This window comes from Paenibacillus sp. FSL R10-2748 (assembly GCF_038005565.1).
GTDB classification, from domain to species: Bacteria; Bacillota; Bacilli; order Paenibacillales; family Paenibacillaceae; genus Paenibacillus; species Paenibacillus polymyxa_B.
In genome coordinates, this window is record NZ_JBBOTK010000001.1 from 861748 (window position 1) to 883313 (window position 21566).

Here is a 21566-nt window from a genome sequence, read left to right on the forward strand (position 1 = left end):
TAATTATGCGGGAATACACCTTCACCATCGCTGAAAATGACGGAACAGAGCTTTTTGCCTACCGCTGGCTGCCTGATCAGAATTTGCCCATTAAGGGGATTGTTCAAATTTCGCATGGTATGTGCGAGACATCCTATCGCTACATTCGACTGGCCGAAAAGCTTACTGGTTGCGGTTATGGTGTGTATGCCAACGATCATATCGGTCACGGGCGCACGGCTGGTGATCCTGATAAGCTGGGTATGCCGGGAGCTAATGCGTTTAATCGAATGGCAAACGGCATGCTGGAGCTAGGCGAAATTGCGGCTAAGGAATTCCCTGATCAGTCTCGTTTTTTGCTGGGTCACAGCATGGGGTCCTTTTTAACCCAGAAAATTATGTATGATGATAGGCAAACGTATCACGGGTTTATTTTATCGGGAACCAACGGACGACGTGGTCTCCTAAAGCTCGGAGAGCAAGTTGCTCTACTGCAAGCCAAGCTGCAAGGAATGGATCATCGCAGCATGCTGCTCAACGCTATGGTCTTTGGCGGCTTTAACCGCGCCTTTCGTCCAGTGCGTACGGCGTTTGACTGGCTGTCCCGTGATCCTGAGGAAGTAGATCAGTTCGTACATGACCCATTATGTGGAGCTATTTGCACGACAGGCTTTTTTCTGGATTTTTTCAGGCTATTGCAAGAAATCCACTGGCCTTCCTCGCTGAAACACATCAATCCCAAACTGCCAGTTTATATTTTTGCCGGGGATCGTGATCCAGTGGGTTTGTTCGGTAAAGGTGTGTTGTCACTAGTGGAAATGTATCGAAGCCTAGAGCTTCAGGACATGGAGTATCGCCTCTATCCTGACGGTCGCCATGAGATGCTGCATGAAACAAACCGCGACGAGGTGATGAGTGACATCGTAGACTGGCTCGACCGTCATGTTAACACAGGGGTGACCTCTGTTTCCGCATTGTCTGGAGCCTTCGAGGCACCTGAACAATCAAACTCGCCCAAGTCATCAGCCTTGTGAGGAAATAAGAAAAGAAACCTTTAAAACCACGATCAAAGTGGGATTGAAGGTTTCTTTTTAATTCCTTTATATTTCATTTGGGTATAGTTTTAAAAATCACCATGCATTTCGTTCTCTCAAGGAAGTAATATGAGCTGTATGATGTTTGCCATGCCAGGCATAGATGCCGATGTTTCGTTCCAGGCGGATCGTCTGGCCCGATTCAGGATGAATAAACGATCGATGTAGCTGATCTTCTCCCAACGATCGCAACACGGTCACCCACCGTTCATGCAGTCCTTCTAGCAATTGCAACGAAGGTTCCAGTGGAAGCTCCCTGGCGTCTGGTATTTCGGCCCAACGCCCCTCATCATATGGCTTGATCGTGGGTGTATCCTCCGTCAGTGCCAGCTTAAAACGGATATAGCTGTTCATATGGCTGTCTGCCACATGATGAACTACCTGCCGAATCGTCCAGCCCCCTTCGCGATAAGGCGTATTTAGCTGCTGCTCATTCAGTCCTTCGACCGCCTGACGTAGTTGTGCAGGCAATTCAGCAATATCGTGAATCCATGCGATAAGCTGTTCTTCTGTAATGGTATCTGGAACAACGAATGATCCTATCGGATAGCGCAAGTCTTTGCCCAAAACAGTTCCCGCCCTTCTCTACATCTACTGCCTGTCATATCAGTTGCCTTATGTTATAACTATGCAGGAAAAAAAGCAGACTCGCAAGAGTCTGCTTTTGTCATACACGTAAAGAGAAGATCCACTTACCTTTATTTTATCCTTCCAGTAACAATGATTCCGGATCTTCCAGCAATTCTTTAACCGTTACCAGGAAACGAACCGCCTCACTACCATCAATAATCCGGTGATCGTAGGACAACGCGATATACATCATCGGACGATTTTCCATGCGTTCCTCGTCGATGGCAATCGGGCGAAGTTGGATTTTATGCATTCCCAAAATACCCACTTGCGGCGTATTGAGAATTGGCGTAGACAGCAGGGAACCGAAAATACCTCCATTGGTTATAGTAAAAGTTCCCCCTTGCAAGTCGGCCAGAGAAAGTGAATTGGAGCGAGCTTTGCCAGCCAAATCTGCAATGCTCTTCTCGATCTCAGCAAAGCCAAGACGATCGGCATCCCGCACAACTGGCACGACCAAACCTTCCTTGGCAGATACAGCGATCCCGATATCATAGTATTTTTTCAGTACGATATCATCGCCATTAATCTCTGCATTCACGGTAGGGAAGCGCTTGAGTGCACCAACCACTGCCTTTGTAAAGAAGGACATAAAGCCCAAACCTACATCATGTTTTTCCTTAAACTTATCTTTACGGCGTTTACGCACATCGAGAATGGCGGTCATATCCACTTCATTAAAAGTGGTGAGCATGGCAGCTGTTTGCTGTGCTTCAACAAGACGCTTAGCGATCGTCGCTCTGCGTCGAGACATCCGCTGGCGTTCCACAGGCTTGCTGTACTCCGTTTGTGCTGGAGACGGAGGCGCAGGCTTGCTAGTAGCGGGAGACGTAGGTACAGATGCTGCACGTGACACTTCAGCGCTGTTATGCGTTTTTACGTCCTCCTGGAAAACACGTCCGAGCGGGTCCTTTCCCTGTACCTGTTCAAGATCAATCCCGCGCTCACGCGCCAACTTCCGGGCGGATGGTGATGCCGTCTGGCCATTCCCGTCGCCATTCGATGAAATAGGCGGTGCAGACTTTTCTTCTGCTTTAACGCCGCCTCCTACGGAAGACGGTGAAGTCGCTACGGACGGTGCTTCAGGCGCTTGAGTCGCTGCAACTTCTCCAGCACCGGTTGATTCCGCATCACCACTGCCGCTTCCGATCAAGCCAACAGCTTCACCGATGACCACAGTATCTCCCTCCTGACGAAGGATTTTCTGGACCACACCTGCTTCTTCCGCACTAATTTCCAGATTGACCTTATCGGTTTCCAGCTCCAGTAGAACATCTCCCTGTCCTACGGAATCCCCTTCCTTCACAAGCCATTTGGAGATTGTTCCTTCCGTGATGGATTCTCCCATTGCTGGCACTATAATATCGCTCACAGCCGCTACCTCCCAAGTGTAATATTGTTTTTGGAATCCTGCTTCAACGCCGATTGAATAATTCGCTGTTGTTCTAGGCTGTGTACTTGCTGATAACCGCTGGCCGGGCTTGAACGATCTGGTCTGCCTGCGTAACGAATTTCCGCTCCCTGTGGCACTACATTCCGCAGACGAGGTTCAATGTAACTCCAAGCCCCCATATTTTTAGGTTCTTCCTGAGCCCATACGAACTCCTTAACATGCGGGAAGCGGCCGAAAATATTCCGAATTTCCTCTTCCGGGAAAGGGTATAGCTGCTCCACACGAATAATATGCAGACGCTCTTCTGCCTCATTCTTATCCTTTTCCAATGCTTCTTCGAGATCAATGGCAATCTTGCCACTGCACAGTACAATGCGCTCTACACGATCCGGACGTGCCCCCAGACCAGGCTGTTCCAACACAGGACGGAACGCTCCTTCGCTGAATTCAGAAGCAGGCGAAGCGACACGATTATTACGAATCAGGCTCTTCGGCGACATCATCACAAGTGGACGGGCTTCCTCACTTTCGCTTAATGCAGCCTGACGGCGCAGCAGATGGAAATACTGAGAGGCACTGCTCAAATTAGCGACAGTCCAGTTATTTTGTGCGGACAACTGGAGAAAACGCTCCAGACGTGCGCTCGTGTGCTCTGGTCCTTGTCCTTCGCTACCATGCGGTAACAGCATCACCAGACTCGATTTCTGTCTCCATTTAGCACGGCCCGCAGAAATGAATTGGTCAAAAATAACCTGTGCACAGTTGGCAAAATCGCCGAATTGCGCTTCCCAAATCACTAACGTTTCAGGAGAATACACGTTATAGCCGTATTCAAAGCCGAGGACAGATGCCTCAGACAATGGACTGTTATGAATACTGAACGAAGCACGTGCTTCCGGCAAAGTATGCAACGGGCAATGTGTACGGCCTGTTTCAGGCTCATGCAGCACGAGGTTACGGTGAGCAAATGTAGCTCGCTCCGCATCCTGACCTGTCATACGAATAGGCTTGCCGTCTGCGAGAATGGTGGCCAAAGCCAGCGTCTCCGCCAAGCTCCAATCTACCTTTTCTCCCTCGTTCAGAGCGGTTTTTCTACGCTGTAAAATTCGATCCAGCTTCGGATATACATGAAAAGCCTGTGGCCATTTGAGCAAGTTTTCATTGATTTGGCGCAGCTTTTTCAATTCCACTGCAGTACGTACCATAGAACTCTGATTCTTTTTCGCCTTCACAGGAGTCATTTCCGGCTCTTGTTCCGGTTGATTCTTCACATGCTCATGCGCTTCCTTCAGTCTGGTTTGGACCTTTTCAATAAGGCCAGCACTAAACGCTTCATCCACAATTCCCTGCTTCATCAGTTTTTGAGCATACAATTTGCTCACCGTCGGATGATTCTTCACCTTACGATATACCAGCGGTTGTGTTGTTTCCGGGTCATCGGATTCATTGTGACCATAACGACGGTAACCAATCAGATCAATCAGAAAATCCTTCTTGAAACGATTGCGGTATTCGCCAGCCATACGAGCAGCTGCAATACAAGCTTCGGGATTATCCGCGTTCACATGCACAATTGGAATTTCATAGCCTTTAGCCAGATCACTGGCATAACGGGTCGAACGGGAATCGACACTTTCCGTTGTAAAACCCAGACGATTATTCACAATAATATGGACCGTGCCGCCATTACGGAAGCCACGCAAATTAGTGAAATTAAGTGATTCTGCCACGATACCTTCACCTGGGAAAGCCGCATCACCGTGCATAATAATTGTAGCTGCCTTGCTCACATCCAGCTTCGGATAACCAGCCTCACTGCGGTCTTCCTGTGCAGCTCGTGAAAATCCTTGTACCACTGGATTCACATATTCCAGGTGACTTGGGTTATTCGCCAATGTCAGACGGGCCTGCACCGCTCCCCCATCTTTTACAAAACGATCAGCACCCAGATGATATTTCACATCGCCAGTCCAGCCGTAGTTAATTCCTGTGGAACCTTCCGACGGGATCAAATCTTTATTCGGCGAATGATGAAATTCAGAGAAAATTTTACTGTAAGGCTTGCCCAGCACATGTGCCAGTACATTCAAACGGCCGCGATGCGCCATACCCATCAGGACATGACTTGCTCCTGCATTTGTGGTTAGACGAATAATCTCGTCGAGTACAGGGACAAGCACATCATTACCCTCAATCGAAAAACGTTTCTGTCCGACGAATGTTTTATGCAAAAACTCTTCGAACTGTTCTACTTCTACCAATCTGCCCAGCAACGACTTGCGTTCCTGTGTTGTGAGTGGCTTGGAGGACCAGCCGGATTCTGCATAGCTGTTCAGCCAGCGGCGTTCCTCCTCGTTATGAATATGACTAAATTCATAGGCAATCGGACCTGTGTATGCTACACGTAACCGTTGAATGGCTTCCCATCCGTTAAGTGTTCCCGCAGGAGCGTTATCCCATATTAAAGAGGCTGGAAAAGCCTTTAAGTCTTGTTCAGTTAAACCGTAAGATGCTGGATTAAGCAGGCGTGTATCCTGCTCTGCATCCAGTTCCAGCGGATCGATTTGGGCGGCTAAATGTCCGTATTCACGGATATTCCACACCATTTTCCCCGCTGTAACCGCTTTCTGCAATGTGTTCGAATCAAGGTGCCCCAAAGCACTTGTGGGGGGGCCTTGCAATTTGTTGTCTATCATGGAAGCAGCCGAGTATTCGGATTGTGGCGGCTCACCCCATTGATCAAACAGCTCGCGGTAAGCCGGATCAACTGTTCCGGGGTCCGCTACATACTTTTCATACTGGTCCTGCACATAACCTAGATTAGGTCCGTAATACGCCTGCCAAGGTACCTGTCTGCTGCTCTCTTCCATTGTCATCTCGTTCCCTCCGTCAAATTTTGAAATTCATAGCTGGACGGAAATCATTTTCATTTTTTTATTAAGTCTTCAATTTAAGTTGTTCACAATATGCTCACATTATATGAAATCCTTCATCAAAAGTCGAATTTCACAATTCTTATTCCTCTTCCATTGTATAAAGTTTTCTAGCTATGAGCATTTCCTTTTTCTCAACATATCCATGCGTAAATGAGATGAATCGGGCTATTCTGTAATTCTTACACCCTCATTATAGACGATTACCGTATTGATTATTTCAGACAACATATCGGACAATTAAAAGAGGCCATTCCACAAAAAGAAGAAAAGCTTTGACTGGTATAAAAAATAAAAAAGTAATCGCTACAAATGGCGAGGATTTAGCTTCATTAAGATTGAAGACTGACACCCATTTGTGAGTCAGACTCAAACACCTAGCAACTTAAATAACCAGCCGTCAGATATCAACCGACGGCTGGTTATTTAAGTTTATGTTGCTCCTCATACTACGCCAAACCATTTTGAAAACAACTTCCCAGTCCACCCCAATATGATTACGTTAACAGCAGAATTTAAAAGGTAGAGGGTCCGATACGATGCAAATTCAAACTTAAAGTGACATTAAAGTCACTTTTCTGTACAATATTCCTACTTTTCACTATTATTTTAATTAGGCATCTAAAAACCGCTTTAAAAGCGAAAGGGATGGAACTGTGACTGGATTAAAACAAGTACTCAGAAACAAGAATTATGTCAGGTTTTTTCTGGCAACCTTCGCCTCACAAATGGGAGGAATTATCGGGGTTACTGCATTCATGTTTTATTTGTTGAAACGGTTTACCAATCAGCCATACTATGCAACGCTTGCCGAGTTAATGTATTCGCTCCCGATGCTGGTAGTATTTCTCGTGGTTGGAGTGCTAGCAGATCGGATGGACCGACAAAAAATTGCTGTTAATTGTGACTGGATCAGCGCTTTTTTATCCTTATGTTTGCTTATTTTTATTTGGATCGATTCGATTCCTTTGATATTTGCCCTCCTCTTCATCCGTAGTGCTGCCTCCAAATTTTTCTTTCCAGCCGAAAGTGCCATTATACAGGGGATATTAAACGAAGATGATTACACCATTGCCGCAGGCCTCAATCAAATGATGGGGAGTCTTTTCATGTTATTTGGAGGAACTCTAGGGGCCGTCGTTTACTGGCACTTTGGAATTACTGGAGCCATCCTGATTGATGCTGTTTCTTTTATTGTGTCTGCATTGCTTATTCGTTCCTGCAAAATTCCAAAGGAAGTACGCCTTCCGAACGGGGCACATCAATTTAAACAATTAAAATTCAAACTTGTCATGATCGATTTTAAACAAGGGTTTCTTTACATATTACGCAACAGACTATTGCTTTGGTTGGTTTCAGGCTTTTTCATGTTTGGTATTTTAAATGGTGGTTTTAGCGTTTTACCGATGTTTATTCTTAAATATAAGCTAGCTCCAGACAACTATGAGCAGTATATGGTATGGACAGGTATTATTTTTGGAGCTGGTGTGTTGCTTGGTACCCTAATCGCATCTCTCATCTCCGCCAAGCTAAAGCTACACCAAATGATTGCAGCGGGAGTTCTGGTAGCCGGAATAGGTATGTGCACACTTGGATTTGTTAACCACCTCTATGCTTTTCTGATTATCAACTTTGTCATTGCACTGATACTTCCGTTCATTAACATTGGTATAGGAGGATGGCTTCCTCGTATTGTAGATCCTCAAATGATGGGACGAGTGCAAGGTTTGATTAATCCGTTAATGATGCTGTCCCAGTCTCTTACATTAGGTTTCATTGCTGTAAGCTTCCCTTCATTTATTCCAATTGAGCTCTTGTTTTTATTAGTTGGGGTCTGTACCGTTATTGTAGGAATATACTACACTATTGTGCTTCCCCGTTATGCTGATTACAGCACTTCTTCTAAAGCCCTTCAGGAATCTTTATAGTCAAATTAAAAAAGTCAAACAGCAGACCATTCCGCCAGGGATTGTTGAGTTGCCACTTCTGCCTCCGAATCCAGTGCAGAGGTGGCTTCATACATTCGTTGCATACGACTAGCTCGTCACAACCCAGTAGAGACATAGACCGATAGGATATGTAATATTCAAAAAAAAACGCCCGGCAGACGCATTAGCTGCATCAGCAGGACATTTTGATAAAAATCGGAGTAGCGGGATTCGAACCCACGACCTCACCCACCCCAAGGGTGCGCGCTACCTGACTGCGCTATACCCCGATAACTCAGTGTATGTAGATCGATGCTGTTATTTACCATTATATTCTGGTCATAAAATCCTGTAAAGGGATTATTTTCTCATTCTTCCGTTGCATTTTTAAGTTGTTTTCATTATGGTAGATACAAAAGTTAAGAGGTCAAAGACAGAGATCTTAGGAGCTAACCATGCAAAGCAAAAAAGTGCTTATACCCGTTGCATTACTTCTTTTAATACAGTTAAGTGTTCCTATGTGCTATACCTTTGCACAGGATAACCTTGTCATAGATCATGAAACGAAAGAGAGATTCAAAGAACATTATGGCTTGGATGAACCGGAATTTCCTTCATCAAAGCAGCAGCAAAACATATTATTGGGAGGTGATTTTGGATTTACTCCCTCTGGTGATGCTGTTGTGGTGGAATTGACCATATTGATTCGGTATCCGCTCATTTTTATCAGTCAACAACTGGTACATTCACTGAAATCATAATTTTTTTCTACAAGTTCCATGATATAGAGCATAAGAATCATTTATTTCGTAGCAAGTTGTCTGCCACTCGGGGTCACTTCATCCTTCTTATTGAAAAGGTTTAATTCAATGGGGCCCCTCCCATGTAGCCACAGCAGTTCATCGAATAAAAATGTCAGTCCATCCTTAGCGCGTAAGCGTTCGATGATCTCCGTGACAACTTGCATAACTTCCCCTTGTACACCCTCTGCCAGTTGCAAGCCTCCGCTCTCTCCATCCAGGAAAAGATGCGTATGATATGATTGCTCCACCTTCTTCACATGGCGCAAACACAGTATGTCATTTTCGAGGTAAAAGAAATATTGATGGTCATACAGAATCCCCTCGCATATCTCATACATATGAGGTAAATCATATGGCCCCTGAACCATGGATACCCGTTCCAATCCCATTACCCATTCTGTCATACATCCTCGCTCCATTCCTTTGTTCAAAGTTTCTTATTTGCCAATATACTTTCTTCTACAGGTAGTTTTTCAAACTAGGTGGTTGAACGATAATTAATTGCTAATTGTAAAACGTTTTGGTACGATAAGCATATTACTACGACGTTCACAAATAACATTTCAATAAACCAAATGCACATTACAGTGTTATTTTTGTTGTTTTCAGAATACATCGAACAGTGTTTATTGTCAATACTTTGATGTTGCTTTTTAACACTATAGAATGCATTTAGCTGGAGGAAAATATGATAAAGATTCATCTTTCCCGTATTATGGGCGAAAAACGAATAAATATTGCCGAGCTTTCCCGCATGACTGGATTACATAGAAACGGAATCACCAAACTTTACAACGAAGAAACAGACGGTGTGAAATTTGATACGCTAGATAAAATCTGTAAAGCTCTAGACTGCCATGTTCAAGATGTTATCGAGTATGTAGAGGATGATACAGACTAGATCCCTTCCGTTTATTTTCCCCTCCTCTCGCATTAATTGTTTTAGGATTATCAAAATAGTGACTGTTGCTAAATTTAAAGCATTTTGATACTATGAAGGCATCAACTTAGTTTACTTATAATCTTGTTAACTAGATTACTTGATTACAAATATACACTTATGTTTCATACATGTCAACTAGTTTACTTGATTACTTTTTGGAGGAATTGTTGTGATTAGATTTTCTCTTGATAAAATTATGAAAGACCGTGGACTAGAACAGAAAGATATTGTTTCTATTACGGGAATTAATAGGAATACGGTTAAAGCTTTGGCCTCCAACGCAAACGCCCGAATTGACTTTCCAACCTTGAATACACTTTGTAGAACCCTTGGTGTACTCCCTGGTGAACTGATCGAATACTTGCCAGAAGACGACGAAGAGAGCCGCTAACATGCTTAACGGCTCTTTGTTCTTTATATAATATTCAAATTTTTTACTGATCTTCCCATTCAATTGATTTCGATCATCGTAATCCCTTCCTATCGACGATTTCAAATAAACTCTTTCCATGTATGATAAATGTCAAATAAAGCATTAGGGTTACGTTGTCCCTTTAATACTGCAAACATTTTATTCGATAAAATCATGATCACATCCATATCTTTTTGCTTAGTCAAACCAGTGATAACAGGGCGATTAAGGCTAACATACGACTTGGGTTTAAAAACAACTCCCCAATCCAACCCACTGTGATTACTTTTTACAACCTCACCTAGATAAATGGCAATATCCAGTGTAAAAGCTTGGGATTTTGTGTCGAGTTTATTCTCACATATATAGCTCTTCAATCATTCTTCAGTCTCTGAATACTCCTCTTCTAATTCTGACGTACTTTTGTTTTGAATCTGTACATTTCTTAAATACCATTCCCAAATATCTATGAGCGAACGATCACTGTAATCCAGATGTATCTGTGAAAATGCGCCAAGTTGCTCTAAACGCGAAGGTATTTGTTGTTTAAACCAATTAAAATGTTCTTTAGCTTCGTTTTTACTCATTTCAGAGTATTCTTTCATATCAAAAGGGTGGTTTCGTTATTTTATAGTTAATTTATACATTTTTACCTTTTAATCCTTTTTTCATCCTGCATAAACTTGTACAGTCGATACAGTATCAACTCCTCTTAAACCTATAGAAAAGAAAAACCACACAGAGTTAATCCATGTGGTCAAAATAACTATAATATTAATTTTTAATCGTTCATGAGTTCCTGATTTATTCTTTTCATTTCTTTAAGGCACAAATTAATTCTGTCTAAATCTATGACTGTTTTATCAACGCCAGCTACAAAAAACAACTTTAGCCAGAAAGCATCTTCTTGAGCATAATTTTCAATAGCTTGTTCAATAATTTCTTCTGTTAATAGTTTCACAATAATATCTGGTGGTGATGCAGGAATAAAATCAATATTCTCTTTGGTCATATAACTAATTAGATTTTTTGGGGTACACACAACTACAGAAATATTGGTCCCATCTTCAAGTTCAATAAATACATCTATATTATCATCCTCAATATCTGCTATTTGAGATAGTGGAGTTGGATATACAATTTTTCTCACTCTCATTTGGACCTCCTCATTTACCGTAAACTTTATAAATGATATCTATAACTGTTTGTTCGTTAGCCTTATTAAACTTAGTCAAAATGTTCATTTGGCCATTATTCATTTTAAAAAATACTCTTGCTCCTTTTTCCCCCTTAAATAATTAATATCTCTTGTTAAATTTCTCGTTCTTTTCCCGGATTAATATTTCCTTTAAGGAATTTTGCCACAAATTCATCTGCTTCTATTTGAATTGCTGGATTTCCCCCCATTTGTTGAGCTGCTTTTACCAACCTTGGTTCTGATTTAATTAAACTTGTGGCTTTTTTAATAATACTTCTGATCTCCACCAAACTTAAGAATTTTCACCTTCGTTTGTAGTAATTTCAAGATAAGTGTTTAGTTCAATCTCACTTACTTTATGTCCACTTAGATATCAACGGATTATTTTCACATACGTGTAAAACGATTTTCGCTGGCACCATATGAGTAAGCATCCTGATTTTGTGATCTTAACTTGGTAATAAAAGAAAGCGTAACGTTTTACTATCGACATTGGGTATCCCACCAAACAAAAAGAAACCTTAAGAGAACATCTCTTAAGGTTCTGAAAACTAAATTAATATTTTCTTTAAGATACTCTCTAGATTAACTTTATCTGGACCTATCTCCACTAGACAACTATCATCATCCGATGCAGGTTCGAAACCGATTCTTATTTTCGGAATATTGTATTTATCTTTTAAATCCACAAAAAATTTCACTATTTTCTCGGCTTTCAACTTCACTTCAGAAACCTCACCAGTAAATAACTCAATTTCTGGAAAATTAAATATAATATCCCCAGTATATTTTTCAAAAGAAAATATTATCATCACATCTTTTAGGTTACAACCTATTTCCACTTGGTTCAGAAAAGCATTTCCTGTTCCAATAGGTGAAAGTACCTCCCGTAAACTTTTGATTTGATGAAATTCAATATCTTCTCCACTGTTGTTATCAAAGAAATGTGAGGACTTTACTTCTGACGAGTTGATCTTAAGTTCTTCAAAAACTAGTTTGTCTAACTCATCTTTTCGAAAGTCTTCCAGTATAATTTCAAAATTTTCCAATCTACCACTCCTTTTTATTGGTCAATAAACCCCTTAAATGTCCCATCTTGATTGAGTCTTACTCCTCGGCCATCAGGCAGTTTCTTTTCTAGAAATGTAATCCCCCTGTCATTTGTAACTTTAACGAAATCTCCTGGAGCATCAATAATTCCCTCCAAATGTTTTTTTGCAGACTGGTTTATTTGGTCAGGTCCACCCTTAACTTTGCCCCAGATATCGGGATTTCTCCCTGCATGTTTTTGTAGAGCATGTCCCACAACAGTCTCTCCACCCTTCTTAAGTGCTGTTGCTGATTTAATAATGGTATCACGACTAAAAGCATTTCCCGCCCCCCTATTATTACTAGGACCAAACATCGTGCCCACAGTACCAACAAGACCCGAAGATTCATAAACATATCCTGTGATATAAGCACTATAAGCCTCTAGTAGGTAACTCTTAGCCCAATCCGCCTTCTTTTTACTATTTCCATAAGGGCTTGTTTGGGTCGCTAACCCAAATAAAAATTTAAATTCATTGTTATTGTCATTATAAACAGGAGCAAAAATACTACCTATTTCTTCTCTCCACAGCCAATAATCGGCCTGCTTTTTAGAATGTACGTCCTTCATAGCTAGTTCTAATTCATATTTAAACTGTTCCAATGGTCCAGTTGAAATATAATGCCCGCTAGGATCAATATAAATCAATGGATTGTTTTGGACATACGTATACAAATTTAAACTTGACGGATTATTCTGCTCTCCTTGATACGCATCCTCATTAATAAACCTTCCACTATCAGGATCATACCATCTGGCGCGAAGGTATTGTAATTCCGTTGTATCATCCCATAATTCGCCTGAATACCGGAATGGGTTGTGGACTTTTTCTTCCTTGACCTCTTCATTGCCCCAGATATCATATTGATATTGATTCAGCAACGCTCCGGAGGAATCCCTGATTTCAATAATATCTCCGTGACCATTATAGACGGGATAGGCTTTGGTTTGATCCGCATAGGCTATAGCCTCTAATTTCAGACCTCGAATATAATTGGCTTTTAAAACAGGTTTTCCATTTTCAATCGTAGCTTCTGCTATAATTTGAGCACTGTTTCCATCATAGTAGTAACGGATATGAACGCCGTCCTGTATACGGTCTGTCAGTAACCCATCCCCGTTGTATTGGTACTCTACGAGCTTTCCATCGGCCTTGACTTGAGTCAATCGGTTCTGATCGTCGAAGCGATTCTCACGCGGCTTCGTATGAGGAGTTCTCTCCGTTTCCATCGTAAGACGATTCCCTCTGGCATCATACGAATAAGCATCCTGATTTTCGGTGGAGGTAGCAATCCGATTCAGCTTATCGTAAGTAAAGGTATCCTCTACACCATTTTGAGTACGTTTCGTAATATTCTTACCTGGATCGTAGCTATATTGAAAGCTGTTCGTTTCCGCATCAGATCGTGTGTGCTTTAATTCAACTAACTCAATCCCATTATATTTGTTTTGCTGGCGATAACCATTTGCAGATACTGTTGAATCCAGCAATCCATTTTTGGTATAGGAATATTCCGAAACAGGCTTATCTTTTGTGCTACCTACGGTCTTCAGTCTATTCAATTGATCATACGTGTAGTTTACTTGCTCGCCAAATGGTCCTGTCATTTCAGCTCGATTCCCATTAGCATCATACTGATTGGAGAGCTTTAGACCACCCGGGTAAGACAAGGTATCTAATTGCTCCGTATACGGATCATATGCATAGGATGTTGTACCCGTCTGATCTGTCATACTTAGGCGTTTGCCCGCAGCATCATATACGTAGCTGACCGTCTCATCTTTTCCTATACGCGACTTCAAGCGATTACGGCTATCGTATTCAAATGAAGTGACGTTCCCGTTGCGATCTGTTTTCTTGGATAAGTTCCCATTGGTATCAAAATAACGCTTCTCTACCTGGTTTTTCCATCCTTGGTTTGAATCACTCTACCCAATTCATCATACGCCTTCACCTTGGCATGACCATCCGGATATGTGATCTGAGTGAGATTGCCCAGCATATCGTAAGTGTACTTCGTCGTTTCACCGTTGGGCTCCGTCACAGATGTTTGGTCACCCAAGGCATTATATGAAAATTGAGTCTCATTACCATTGGCATCGGTTTGTTTTAAAATCTGGTCGTTGACAGCATCATACTCTATCTTGGAAGTTATTTTCTCGTTACCGTCCATTGCTGATTTTTCTTTATTTTGCACCAGACGGTTCCATTTATCGTAGATTTGAATTTGTTCATTAAGCTCACCATCTCGCTGAGTTACTTGACGTAGAGCATCATCATACTTAACTCCTGCTTCTGAACCGTCCGCATAGGCTGTCGAGGTTGTACGGCTCCAAGCGTCATAGCCATATCGTGTCAGATGCCCAAGTGCATCTTCACTGGACACTAATCTTCCGTTAGCGTCATAAGCTGACTTGGACTTGATCACGTAATCGTTACCTTCGAACAATCCTGACTCGATATTCCAGCCCAAAGCATTGTAACGTGACTTTGTTCGTATACCCAACTCGTTAGTCACCGTTACGGTGTTCTCGAGATCATCGTAGGCTACATGGATACTTTTACCGTCCGGATAAGTTACAGCCTTTACGCGGTCAAGAGCATCGTATTGATACCCGGTTTTCTGACCTTTCCCATCCAACGAGGAAGTGATTAAACCAGTTGATTTATCATAATCTGACTGAATGGTTACTGTGGATTTTTCTCCATCAATATTTGTAACCTCCACACTTTGTTTCGTTGGAAAAGCATGATCGTAGCCACCACTGTATTCCGTTGTTGTAGTCACGGACTTGTTACCGTTCGCAATCGTCTGAACGGTTGTATTTCCGTAAGCATCGATACCCGAATAATTTACTTTTTGTAGTAATTCTCCCCCGGAATGATCCTTGGAGACGATGGCTTGTGTTACTTTCCCCTGCGGGTTTCGAGTGTACTCTGTAACTCCAGTGCTGTTAGAATCAATCGGTTCTGTAATGGTTTTAATCCTATGCTTGTCGTCATACGTATACGCAGTTTGTGAACCTTTTTCATCCACTGAGCTTGTCATATTACCGTAATCATCATATTCAGCAGCCGTTGTCAAAACGTCTCCATTTTGATTATTGCTGGACGAGGTACGCGTTGGAACAGGTACGGTATAGGCTTTGCCTGTCACCTGCTTACCGTATTGATAAGCTGTGCTCTTTTCAGAATCTCCTGCTTTAACCACAGATTGATCCAGGTAATACTGTGGTGGCGTGTCTGCACTAATAAACTTTTTAGTATAATTGAAGGTCGAACGAACTAATCCATTGTCTGTTACAGTAGAGAACGAAGTATCTTTCACGTAGCTCTCACCCATATCAGAATTATAATGAATCGTTTCCTGATTATAGTTTTCCGTTTGATTATTTTGATATGTGATTTGATCTACACGTGAGACCGCTCGATATGCCTCGTTTACCGAATTGGAGCCAATATAGCGTTTTACTGGCTGGTCTTCGTAAGTATACAAAGTAGAGGCTCCAGTAGGATGAAATACTTTGGTTAACAAAGCGTACGGATTAGAGATTTGTCTTTCTGGATGTGACGCACTCAAATTAAACTTGGCAGGTGCCAATGTATAGGAATATGTCGTTTTTCTGCCTTCGGCATCTGTAACTGAATCCAGTAATTCAACACCTTGTTCTGTATGTTTATGATAGACAACTGTGCGGTTTCCTTTAGACAAAGTAACGTCTGAAGCCGTATATTGAATATCAATCGAGTTGTCGATTGCATCTTCTACCTTACTAAGCAATTTGCGTTTATAAGTAGCATTGAGTTCATAATTGAACTTTATCGTGTTATGATATGCATCTTCAATTTGTAGCAACTGCCCGTCTTTGGAGAAATATTGTTTTTTCGTTCCATCAACAGAAGTTAATACATTTGATGAATTTTCTCCATTAACTGTTACTGAAGTATCAGGAGTAAAGCTTAGTCCTTTCCAGTCGTAACCTTTGAGCTGGTCGCCCTCAATTTCATAGCTGCCACCATCCCCCAAGTGTATGTACTGCTTGCCCTCCTTGGTTTCTACATAAGGTAAATTCCAGGACCACCCCTTGCCAAGAGGGCTCAATTGATCTTCCATGGCAGGATAGGTACGGTTTTGAAAAATAAATGAAGGTTGATAGGCTACAATCTCAGCAAAAACGGTAGCGTCCGCATCTGCTGCAATATAATATTTATTCCCATCGTCACTCGGAATTTCAGTCTGAGGATTACTGTTAATTAAATCCCTATAGAACTCAGCCTCAGCAATCGTTGTGAACAGGGCAGTCTGCCGACGAACAGCCGTTTCGAGCCCCTCTGAAACAATCGTTTCAATTTGCGGTGAGCCCTCCATGGTAAAGGCCGTTCTTGTCCTTCCGCCTTTTCCGTTGCTAGTCCACTCGCTATAACCAATATCGCTGGTATAACCGGGCTTAGTAACGGTTCCGCTATAATCTTGCCTCCATTCTCGGGTATCAGCAGTTCCCTTATTGAACACTGTTCCTGAATAATACGCTGTTCCGTACTCGCTACACATGATTCTACCAGGAGAAAAGCTAGGGCATCTTTGAGGAACAATCATACCTGTTAAGGACAAATCCCCTTCATATGAATCCCTGTCGTAATGTAATTTAGAGTCTCCACATGACGAACCACTTGGATAATTCCGTGTTATATTTCCAGCGCTATCATAAAAGAACGTATTCATAACACTACATTGTTCCCCGAATACATTTTTAAAACTTGGAGCTGTATATGATCCCTTGATGACTCTAGCTTGTCCATCTTTGTTTAAGGTTCCTGTAAATCCATCTTTGCTGTACTTTATTGAATCAGGAAAAGCCTTCTCCCATTTTCCCGTTTGAGAGTCCTTTTCTACTCTGGACTCCGGAGCTGTAGTATAGGTTATTTTTTGTCCCGCTGCTTGACTAGCAGCTTCATAGGTTGTGTATGTGCCTATAACTTTGGTTTCCGGCTGAAGATTATAGGTATTCACATCAACATTCCCATCACCGTCTGTGTCCTCTTGCACCCATCTTTTTTGCTGATAGGCTACCTTGTACGACTTGATAACAGGTTTCATCATCGCCTTAAAGTAGACATAATAATTTTGCACAGCAGCACTGTTGTCAACAATTTCAGCGCCTTTGTCAAAAAATTGAGCACGATTTGTATCATATTGACGCGTCAAAGAAAAGCCCAGTCCGTTTCGTCCAGGCAGAGTTAAATCTGTGTTTTGCAGCGATAAGCTACCTGATAAAGTGGATATTGATTCTTTATCGTCGCCAACAGAATAAGGTGCTTCATTAAAGGAAGATTTATTGTAAACGGGCGCTTCCTCTCTAATAGGTGGAAGCTGTGGCACATTCGCCATGAGATTTAGTTTCAGGAAATCCGTCTTATATACATCTTCAGTGACTTTGTTCGTAGGAACAGAATCATCAGTTGGATAAACATCATCTGTAACACTATGAGAAATCAGGTTATCTAGTGGAGCATCCGATAGCTTATTATATACGTCACTTGTTACAGTCTGTGATTGGTTTTCCTCTGAAGGAAATAACGAAGCTACTGCCTGATCGTAGCTTATATGATCCTGTTCAGCCATATATAACGCTGTATAAATTTGATTTAATGAATAACCTTTCTTTAACTGTTCCGAAAGAAAAGATGATGTGACTCCAAATCGGGCAGCCATTTGATCCGCCGAATATTGCGAATTGTCCTTCCCTGCACCGAATACATTTGGAGGAACAAGGCCGCTAATTGTGCCAAAAATAAATGTAATAATCATGATTATCGCTATATGACGTCTTACTGTTCTAAATCGCAAGTTCTTCTCTCCATTCCCGACTTTAAATTGTATTACATATCATTTATTGGGAACTGCTCACTTTATGATCTGTATCAGGTTACCATTAGAGTCATATTGATATTGGAAAACAACCTGACCATCCTGTTCAATATGCTCAAGCCTTCCATTAGCATCATAAATATATTTATATTTTCTGGATAAGCCGCTTTTGACACTATTGCTAAACTCCGAATAGTTTCCAGCCGCATCCCTGGCTTTTACTGCAAACCTGTAAATTTTCTGAGGCTCTAACTGGTTCACTTGAAAGGTTAATTCTCCGGTATTACCTATCATTTGACTATCACGATACACATCATAGCTAACGACTCCAACATCATCGGTAGATGCTTCCCATGTTAAAACAATGCTGTTCGGTGCAGGCCTGGAGCCGGTTAACTTTTTAGCTTTGGAAGGACTTGTTATATCCTTGGGCAAATCATCAATAGCTGGTATACGATCTAATCGGTCGTTAAGCTGTTGTTTGTCTGCATCATTGAGATGCACTAGTAAAGTGCGAGCCATATTAATCTCAGTTTGTAATTTTGAAGCTTCCGCTTTTTCAACTGCGTGCGTAGCTATAGCCAATTGCTCAGTATAGGCAGCTTTTGCATCAATGATTTTTTGTATTGCTACTACTCTTTCAACAAGCTTGCCCTTGTCCTGATCACGAAGTTCGTTTATTAACTCTATAGCTGTATTTACATCCGTCTGTAATTGAGTTGTCTCTGCTTGTGCCACCGCTGCTTCAGCTTTGGCCAATTGTTCTATATATTTGGTATCCAAAACTTTTACAACAAAATTCTGCGATACAGACTTACCTAACGGGTCTGTAGCTGTTATGGTTATCGTCGATTCTCCCGAACTTTGGGGCTGCAAATTCAGTAGTGAGGTATTCCCCCTTGAGTCCTTGACCAATTGGTGGATGACTACGACTGAGTTGGAATTTGTACCCGAATATTGAAGCTGCTGCTGGTCAGGGTCTGTAAAATATTCGGATAAATCTTTATTTGAGGCTCCCTCATCCATTTCAATCGTGGTAGCTGGAATGCCCTTAATCGTTACTGGCGTTCTATTAATCAAATTTATTACCGATTCCGTAACTTGCGACACATTTCCGGCACTATCTGTTGCGCGTGCCTGTATTCGCGTTCCATACTCATTTACATCAATGGGAGAGTTATACACCTTCCATTCGCTTTGATTGACACGGTATTCCCTTCTCGCTGCATCAGTAGGATAGTTGATTGTCACTCTGATATTATTTGCTACTTCATTCGGAGGGCTATTACTAAATGACGGTGGGGCAGGTGGTGCTTTATCAATGTTGCTAATCACCAATGAATTCTCAGTGCTGAGGTTTCCGTATTTATCTGTATAACGAGCAAAAATAGTAGTGTTTTCAGACACCTGAAATGGATTACTATATGGAGTCCACGTACCGTTCACACCGATTTTGTACTCGCTTTTAGAATTAGCAGGTACACTATCCAATTGGATAAGAACATTTTGATTCGTCATCCCTGTAATATTGGAACTTATGTGTGGACTGGCTGGAGTGGTTAAGACAATTCCTGAGTATGTAAAAGTTCCTGAGGATTTGGATCCATTCCACTCATTTATATAAAAGTAATTTACCGTTATAGCATTGGAAGATACCGAGACATTGTAAAATTTAACCGATAATGCAGCCCCAAGATTTTTGGAATAAACGACTACATTATTTCGAATGAAATTGATATAAGGGGAACTTGCCTGTACATGTACAATCGAACCATCCGACAACGTTACAGTTTCATGTGTAGATGATGGTTCTGAAGGCGTTGGCTTTTCTTCAGGAGGCCCAATTGATCCTCCTCTGTCTGGTGGTGGATACAGATCTGGTATTCCACCCGTAAATGCTGCTGACACTACTGCTTGAGGAAACACAGCTACGCTCCATGGAGATAAAAAAACAGATAAGCAAAGCATGATTAAAAAGAATTGTTTAGCATTCTTTCCTTTCCCTCGCTGCCTCATTTCGTTTAAAAAAAATTGCATTTTTAAAATCATCCTCCTGCATATAGTGGTAATGCCTAGTTAGAAGAATAATAAAATTAAAAATAATTTATAATTCAATCATATTTCGCCCTCTTTCAGAAAAATGTATTTTGATTTACATATGATAACAATGTCGTATTAAATTTGTATATAGCGAAGATTGTCGAAATAAAGAAAAATATATAAATATTTTTAAATTGCCATAAATTATGTTTAAAACAATAACATCCTTTTTTAAACATTATATGAATTTGAATATCCAGTATACTTTAAGAATCATCCCACTCATTGATTTAAAATAAACAAAATGTTATATTGTCTATAAAATAATCATCATTTAATTGAGGTGTTTGCTAAAATGGATCATTCCGAACTATTCTGGAATGCTGGTATCGAAGAACTGAAGCGAGGATATATTCGCCAAGAAGAGCAGGTCATTTGCCTGCTGGACGGACAGCGATATGAGCAAGGCATCATATATCAGGATCAAGGGGTATTTTATGACGCAGAGCGGTATATGCGACTTCATATTCAGCGGACGTATGGTTCAGTCTTTGACTATTTGATCGGTCTGGACAAAAAGCTGACTGGACTGACGGATCATCAGAATCGGTTGCTTCAGTTATTTTATCAAGGCATGGGCGATGCGGATATTCAAAAGGAAACTGGAATCGGTAGCGCATCCACCATACGTAATCATCGCTTTGGTCTCAAAGAAAAAGAACGGCAGGCCAAGGTATTTCTCACATTAATGGAGCTGCTAAAGGAGAAGGACCGCCACGCTCCCGCCATTGTAGAAGTACCCATAGGAGCACGGATGGTGGACGAACGCTACAACATTACGGAAAACGAGCGGCAAAAGGTACTCACGAAGTATTTTCCGAATGGGACAGACGGACGCCTAAAGACCTTTAAAATGCAAGAAAAGCACAAGCTGATTGTGCTGCGTGAAATTGCGGACCGTTTTGTAAAGGGACAAATATATCATGAGAAAGATATCAATGCGATTTTACAGGAAGTATATGACGATTATGTCACGGTGCGAAGATATATGATTGAATACAATCTATTGGATCGTAAGCCGGATGGCAGTGAATATTGGTTGAAGGAATCTTGAATCTCAACGTTTATGAAATCAGCAATTTGCATAATTCGATTCCCAACGCTCGTAGGTACAATATATAGACGAACTAAATCGTTTCGATCTATACATTGCTGATTTGAAAATGCTCTTGGGATTTATGCAAAATGCTCAA

General features: G+C 41.5%; 16 protein-coding genes, 1 tRNA gene and 1 pseudogene. 6 read left to right on the forward strand and 12 right to left on the reverse strand.

What is annotated here, in order from left to right:
- Positions 1–5 precede the first annotated feature (5 nt).
- Positions 6–1013: an alpha/beta fold hydrolase gene (locus NSS66_RS04080; RefSeq protein ID WP_023987748.1), complete on the forward strand. Its 1008-nt coding sequence runs from the start codon at positions 6–8 to the stop codon at positions 1011–1013.
- A gap of 96 nt (positions 1014–1109) precedes the next feature.
- Here NSS66_RS04080 and NSS66_RS04085 read toward each other — a convergent pair whose 3' ends face one another.
- The 3 genes from NSS66_RS04085 to NSS66_RS04095 form a co-directional block, all read right to left on the reverse strand.
- Positions 1110–1640, reverse strand: a complete 531-nt coding sequence (locus NSS66_RS04085; RefSeq protein WP_023987747.1) for a YfiT family bacillithiol transferase — start codon at positions 1638–1640, stop codon at positions 1110–1112.
- A 136-nt stretch (positions 1641–1776) separates the two neighbouring features.
- A complete protein-coding gene (gene odhB / locus NSS66_RS04090) occupies positions 1777–3075 on the reverse strand; it encodes a 2-oxoglutarate dehydrogenase complex dihydrolipoyllysine-residue succinyltransferase (RefSeq protein ID WP_053324955.1) in 1299 nt (432 codons plus the stop codon).
- A gap of 5 nt (positions 3076–3080) precedes the next feature.
- On the reverse strand, positions 3081–5972 hold the full coding sequence (locus tag NSS66_RS04095; protein ID WP_075153957.1) for a 2-oxoglutarate dehydrogenase E1 component: 2892 nt from the start codon (positions 5970–5972) through the stop codon (positions 3081–3083).
- 713 nt (positions 5973–6685) lie between these two features.
- On the opposite strand from NSS66_RS04095, the gene NSS66_RS04100 reads away from it, so the two are divergent.
- Positions 6686–7957, forward strand: coding sequence for an MFS transporter (locus tag NSS66_RS04100; RefSeq protein WP_023987744.1), 1272 nt, complete (start codon positions 6686–6688; stop codon positions 7955–7957).
- Positions 7958–8173: 216 nt separating this feature from the next.
- On the opposite strand, the gene NSS66_RS04105 is transcribed toward NSS66_RS04100, so the two are convergent.
- Positions 8174–8247 (reverse strand) — tRNA-Pro (locus tag NSS66_RS04105).
- A 165-nt stretch (positions 8248–8412) separates the two neighbouring features.
- Between NSS66_RS04105 and NSS66_RS04110 the strand changes: the two genes are divergently transcribed.
- A complete protein-coding gene (locus NSS66_RS04110; RefSeq protein WP_023987743.1) occupies positions 8413–8718 on the forward strand; it encodes a hypothetical protein in 306 nt (101 codons plus the stop codon).
- 41 nt (positions 8719–8759) lie between these two features.
- Here NSS66_RS04110 and NSS66_RS04115 read toward each other — a convergent pair whose 3' ends face one another.
- Positions 8760–9164 (reverse strand): hypothetical protein, encoded by a 405-nt coding sequence (locus NSS66_RS04115; RefSeq protein WP_023987742.1) that lies wholly within the window; start codon positions 9162–9164, stop codon positions 8760–8762.
- A 284-nt stretch (positions 9165–9448) separates the two neighbouring features.
- On the opposite strand from NSS66_RS04115, the gene NSS66_RS04120 reads away from it, so the two are divergent.
- Both NSS66_RS04120 and NSS66_RS04125 read left to right on the forward strand, forming a co-directional pair.
- Positions 9449–9661, forward strand: coding sequence for a helix-turn-helix domain-containing protein (locus NSS66_RS04120; RefSeq protein ID WP_023987741.1), 213 nt, complete (start codon positions 9449–9451; stop codon positions 9659–9661).
- A 211-nt stretch (positions 9662–9872) separates the two neighbouring features.
- Positions 9873–10094 carry a helix-turn-helix domain-containing protein gene (locus NSS66_RS04125; RefSeq protein ID WP_010349271.1) on the forward strand — a complete coding sequence of 74 codons (222 nt, stop codon included), beginning with the start codon at positions 9873–9875 and terminating at the stop codon, positions 10092–10094.
- Between the two features lie 101 nt (positions 10095–10195).
- Here the strand turns inward: NSS66_RS04125 and NSS66_RS04130 are convergent, their stop codons facing one another.
- The 7 genes and pseudogenes from NSS66_RS04130 to NSS66_RS04165 all read right to left on the reverse strand — a co-directional run bounded on the left by NSS66_RS04130 (position 10196) and on the right by NSS66_RS04165 (position 20322).
- Positions 10196–10492, reverse strand: a complete 297-nt coding sequence (locus NSS66_RS04130) for a hypothetical protein (RefSeq protein ID WP_023987740.1) — start codon at positions 10490–10492, stop codon at positions 10196–10198.
- Entirely contained in the window at positions 10493–10702 is a 210-nt protein-coding gene (locus NSS66_RS04135) for a hypothetical protein (protein WP_340958486.1), read from the reverse strand.
- Positions 10703–10896: 194 nt separating this feature from the next.
- On the reverse strand, positions 10897–11271 hold the full coding sequence (locus NSS66_RS04140) for a hypothetical protein (RefSeq protein ID WP_068939989.1): 375 nt from the start codon (positions 11269–11271) through the stop codon (positions 10897–10899).
- Positions 11272–11426: 155 nt separating this feature from the next.
- Positions 11427–11603, reverse strand: a complete 177-nt coding sequence (locus NSS66_RS04145) for a hypothetical protein (RefSeq protein WP_211201789.1) — start codon at positions 11601–11603, stop codon at positions 11427–11429.
- A 261-nt stretch (positions 11604–11864) separates the two neighbouring features.
- Positions 11865–12362 carry a hypothetical protein gene (locus NSS66_RS04150; RefSeq protein WP_340958490.1) on the reverse strand — a complete coding sequence of 166 codons (498 nt, stop codon included), beginning with the start codon at positions 12360–12362 and terminating at the stop codon, positions 11865–11867.
- A gap of 659 nt (positions 12363–13021) precedes the next feature.
- Positions 13022–18213: pseudogene (locus NSS66_RS04160) on the reverse strand (RHS repeat-associated core domain-containing protein); the annotation flags it as partial.
- Positions 18214–18309: 96 nt separating this feature from the next.
- Complete coding sequence (locus NSS66_RS04165) at positions 18310–20322, reverse strand: fibronectin type III domain-containing protein (protein ID WP_340958493.1); 2013 nt, start codon at positions 20320–20322, stop codon at positions 18310–18312.
- A 346-nt stretch (positions 20323–20668) separates the two neighbouring features.
- Here NSS66_RS04165 and NSS66_RS04170 point away from each other — a divergent pair, with 346 nt between their 5' ends.
- Complete coding sequence (locus tag NSS66_RS04170) at positions 20669–21427, forward strand: DUF2087 domain-containing protein (protein ID WP_069080684.1); 759 nt, start codon at positions 20669–20671, stop codon at positions 21425–21427.
- The last annotated feature ends 139 nt before the right edge of the window (positions 21428–21566 follow it).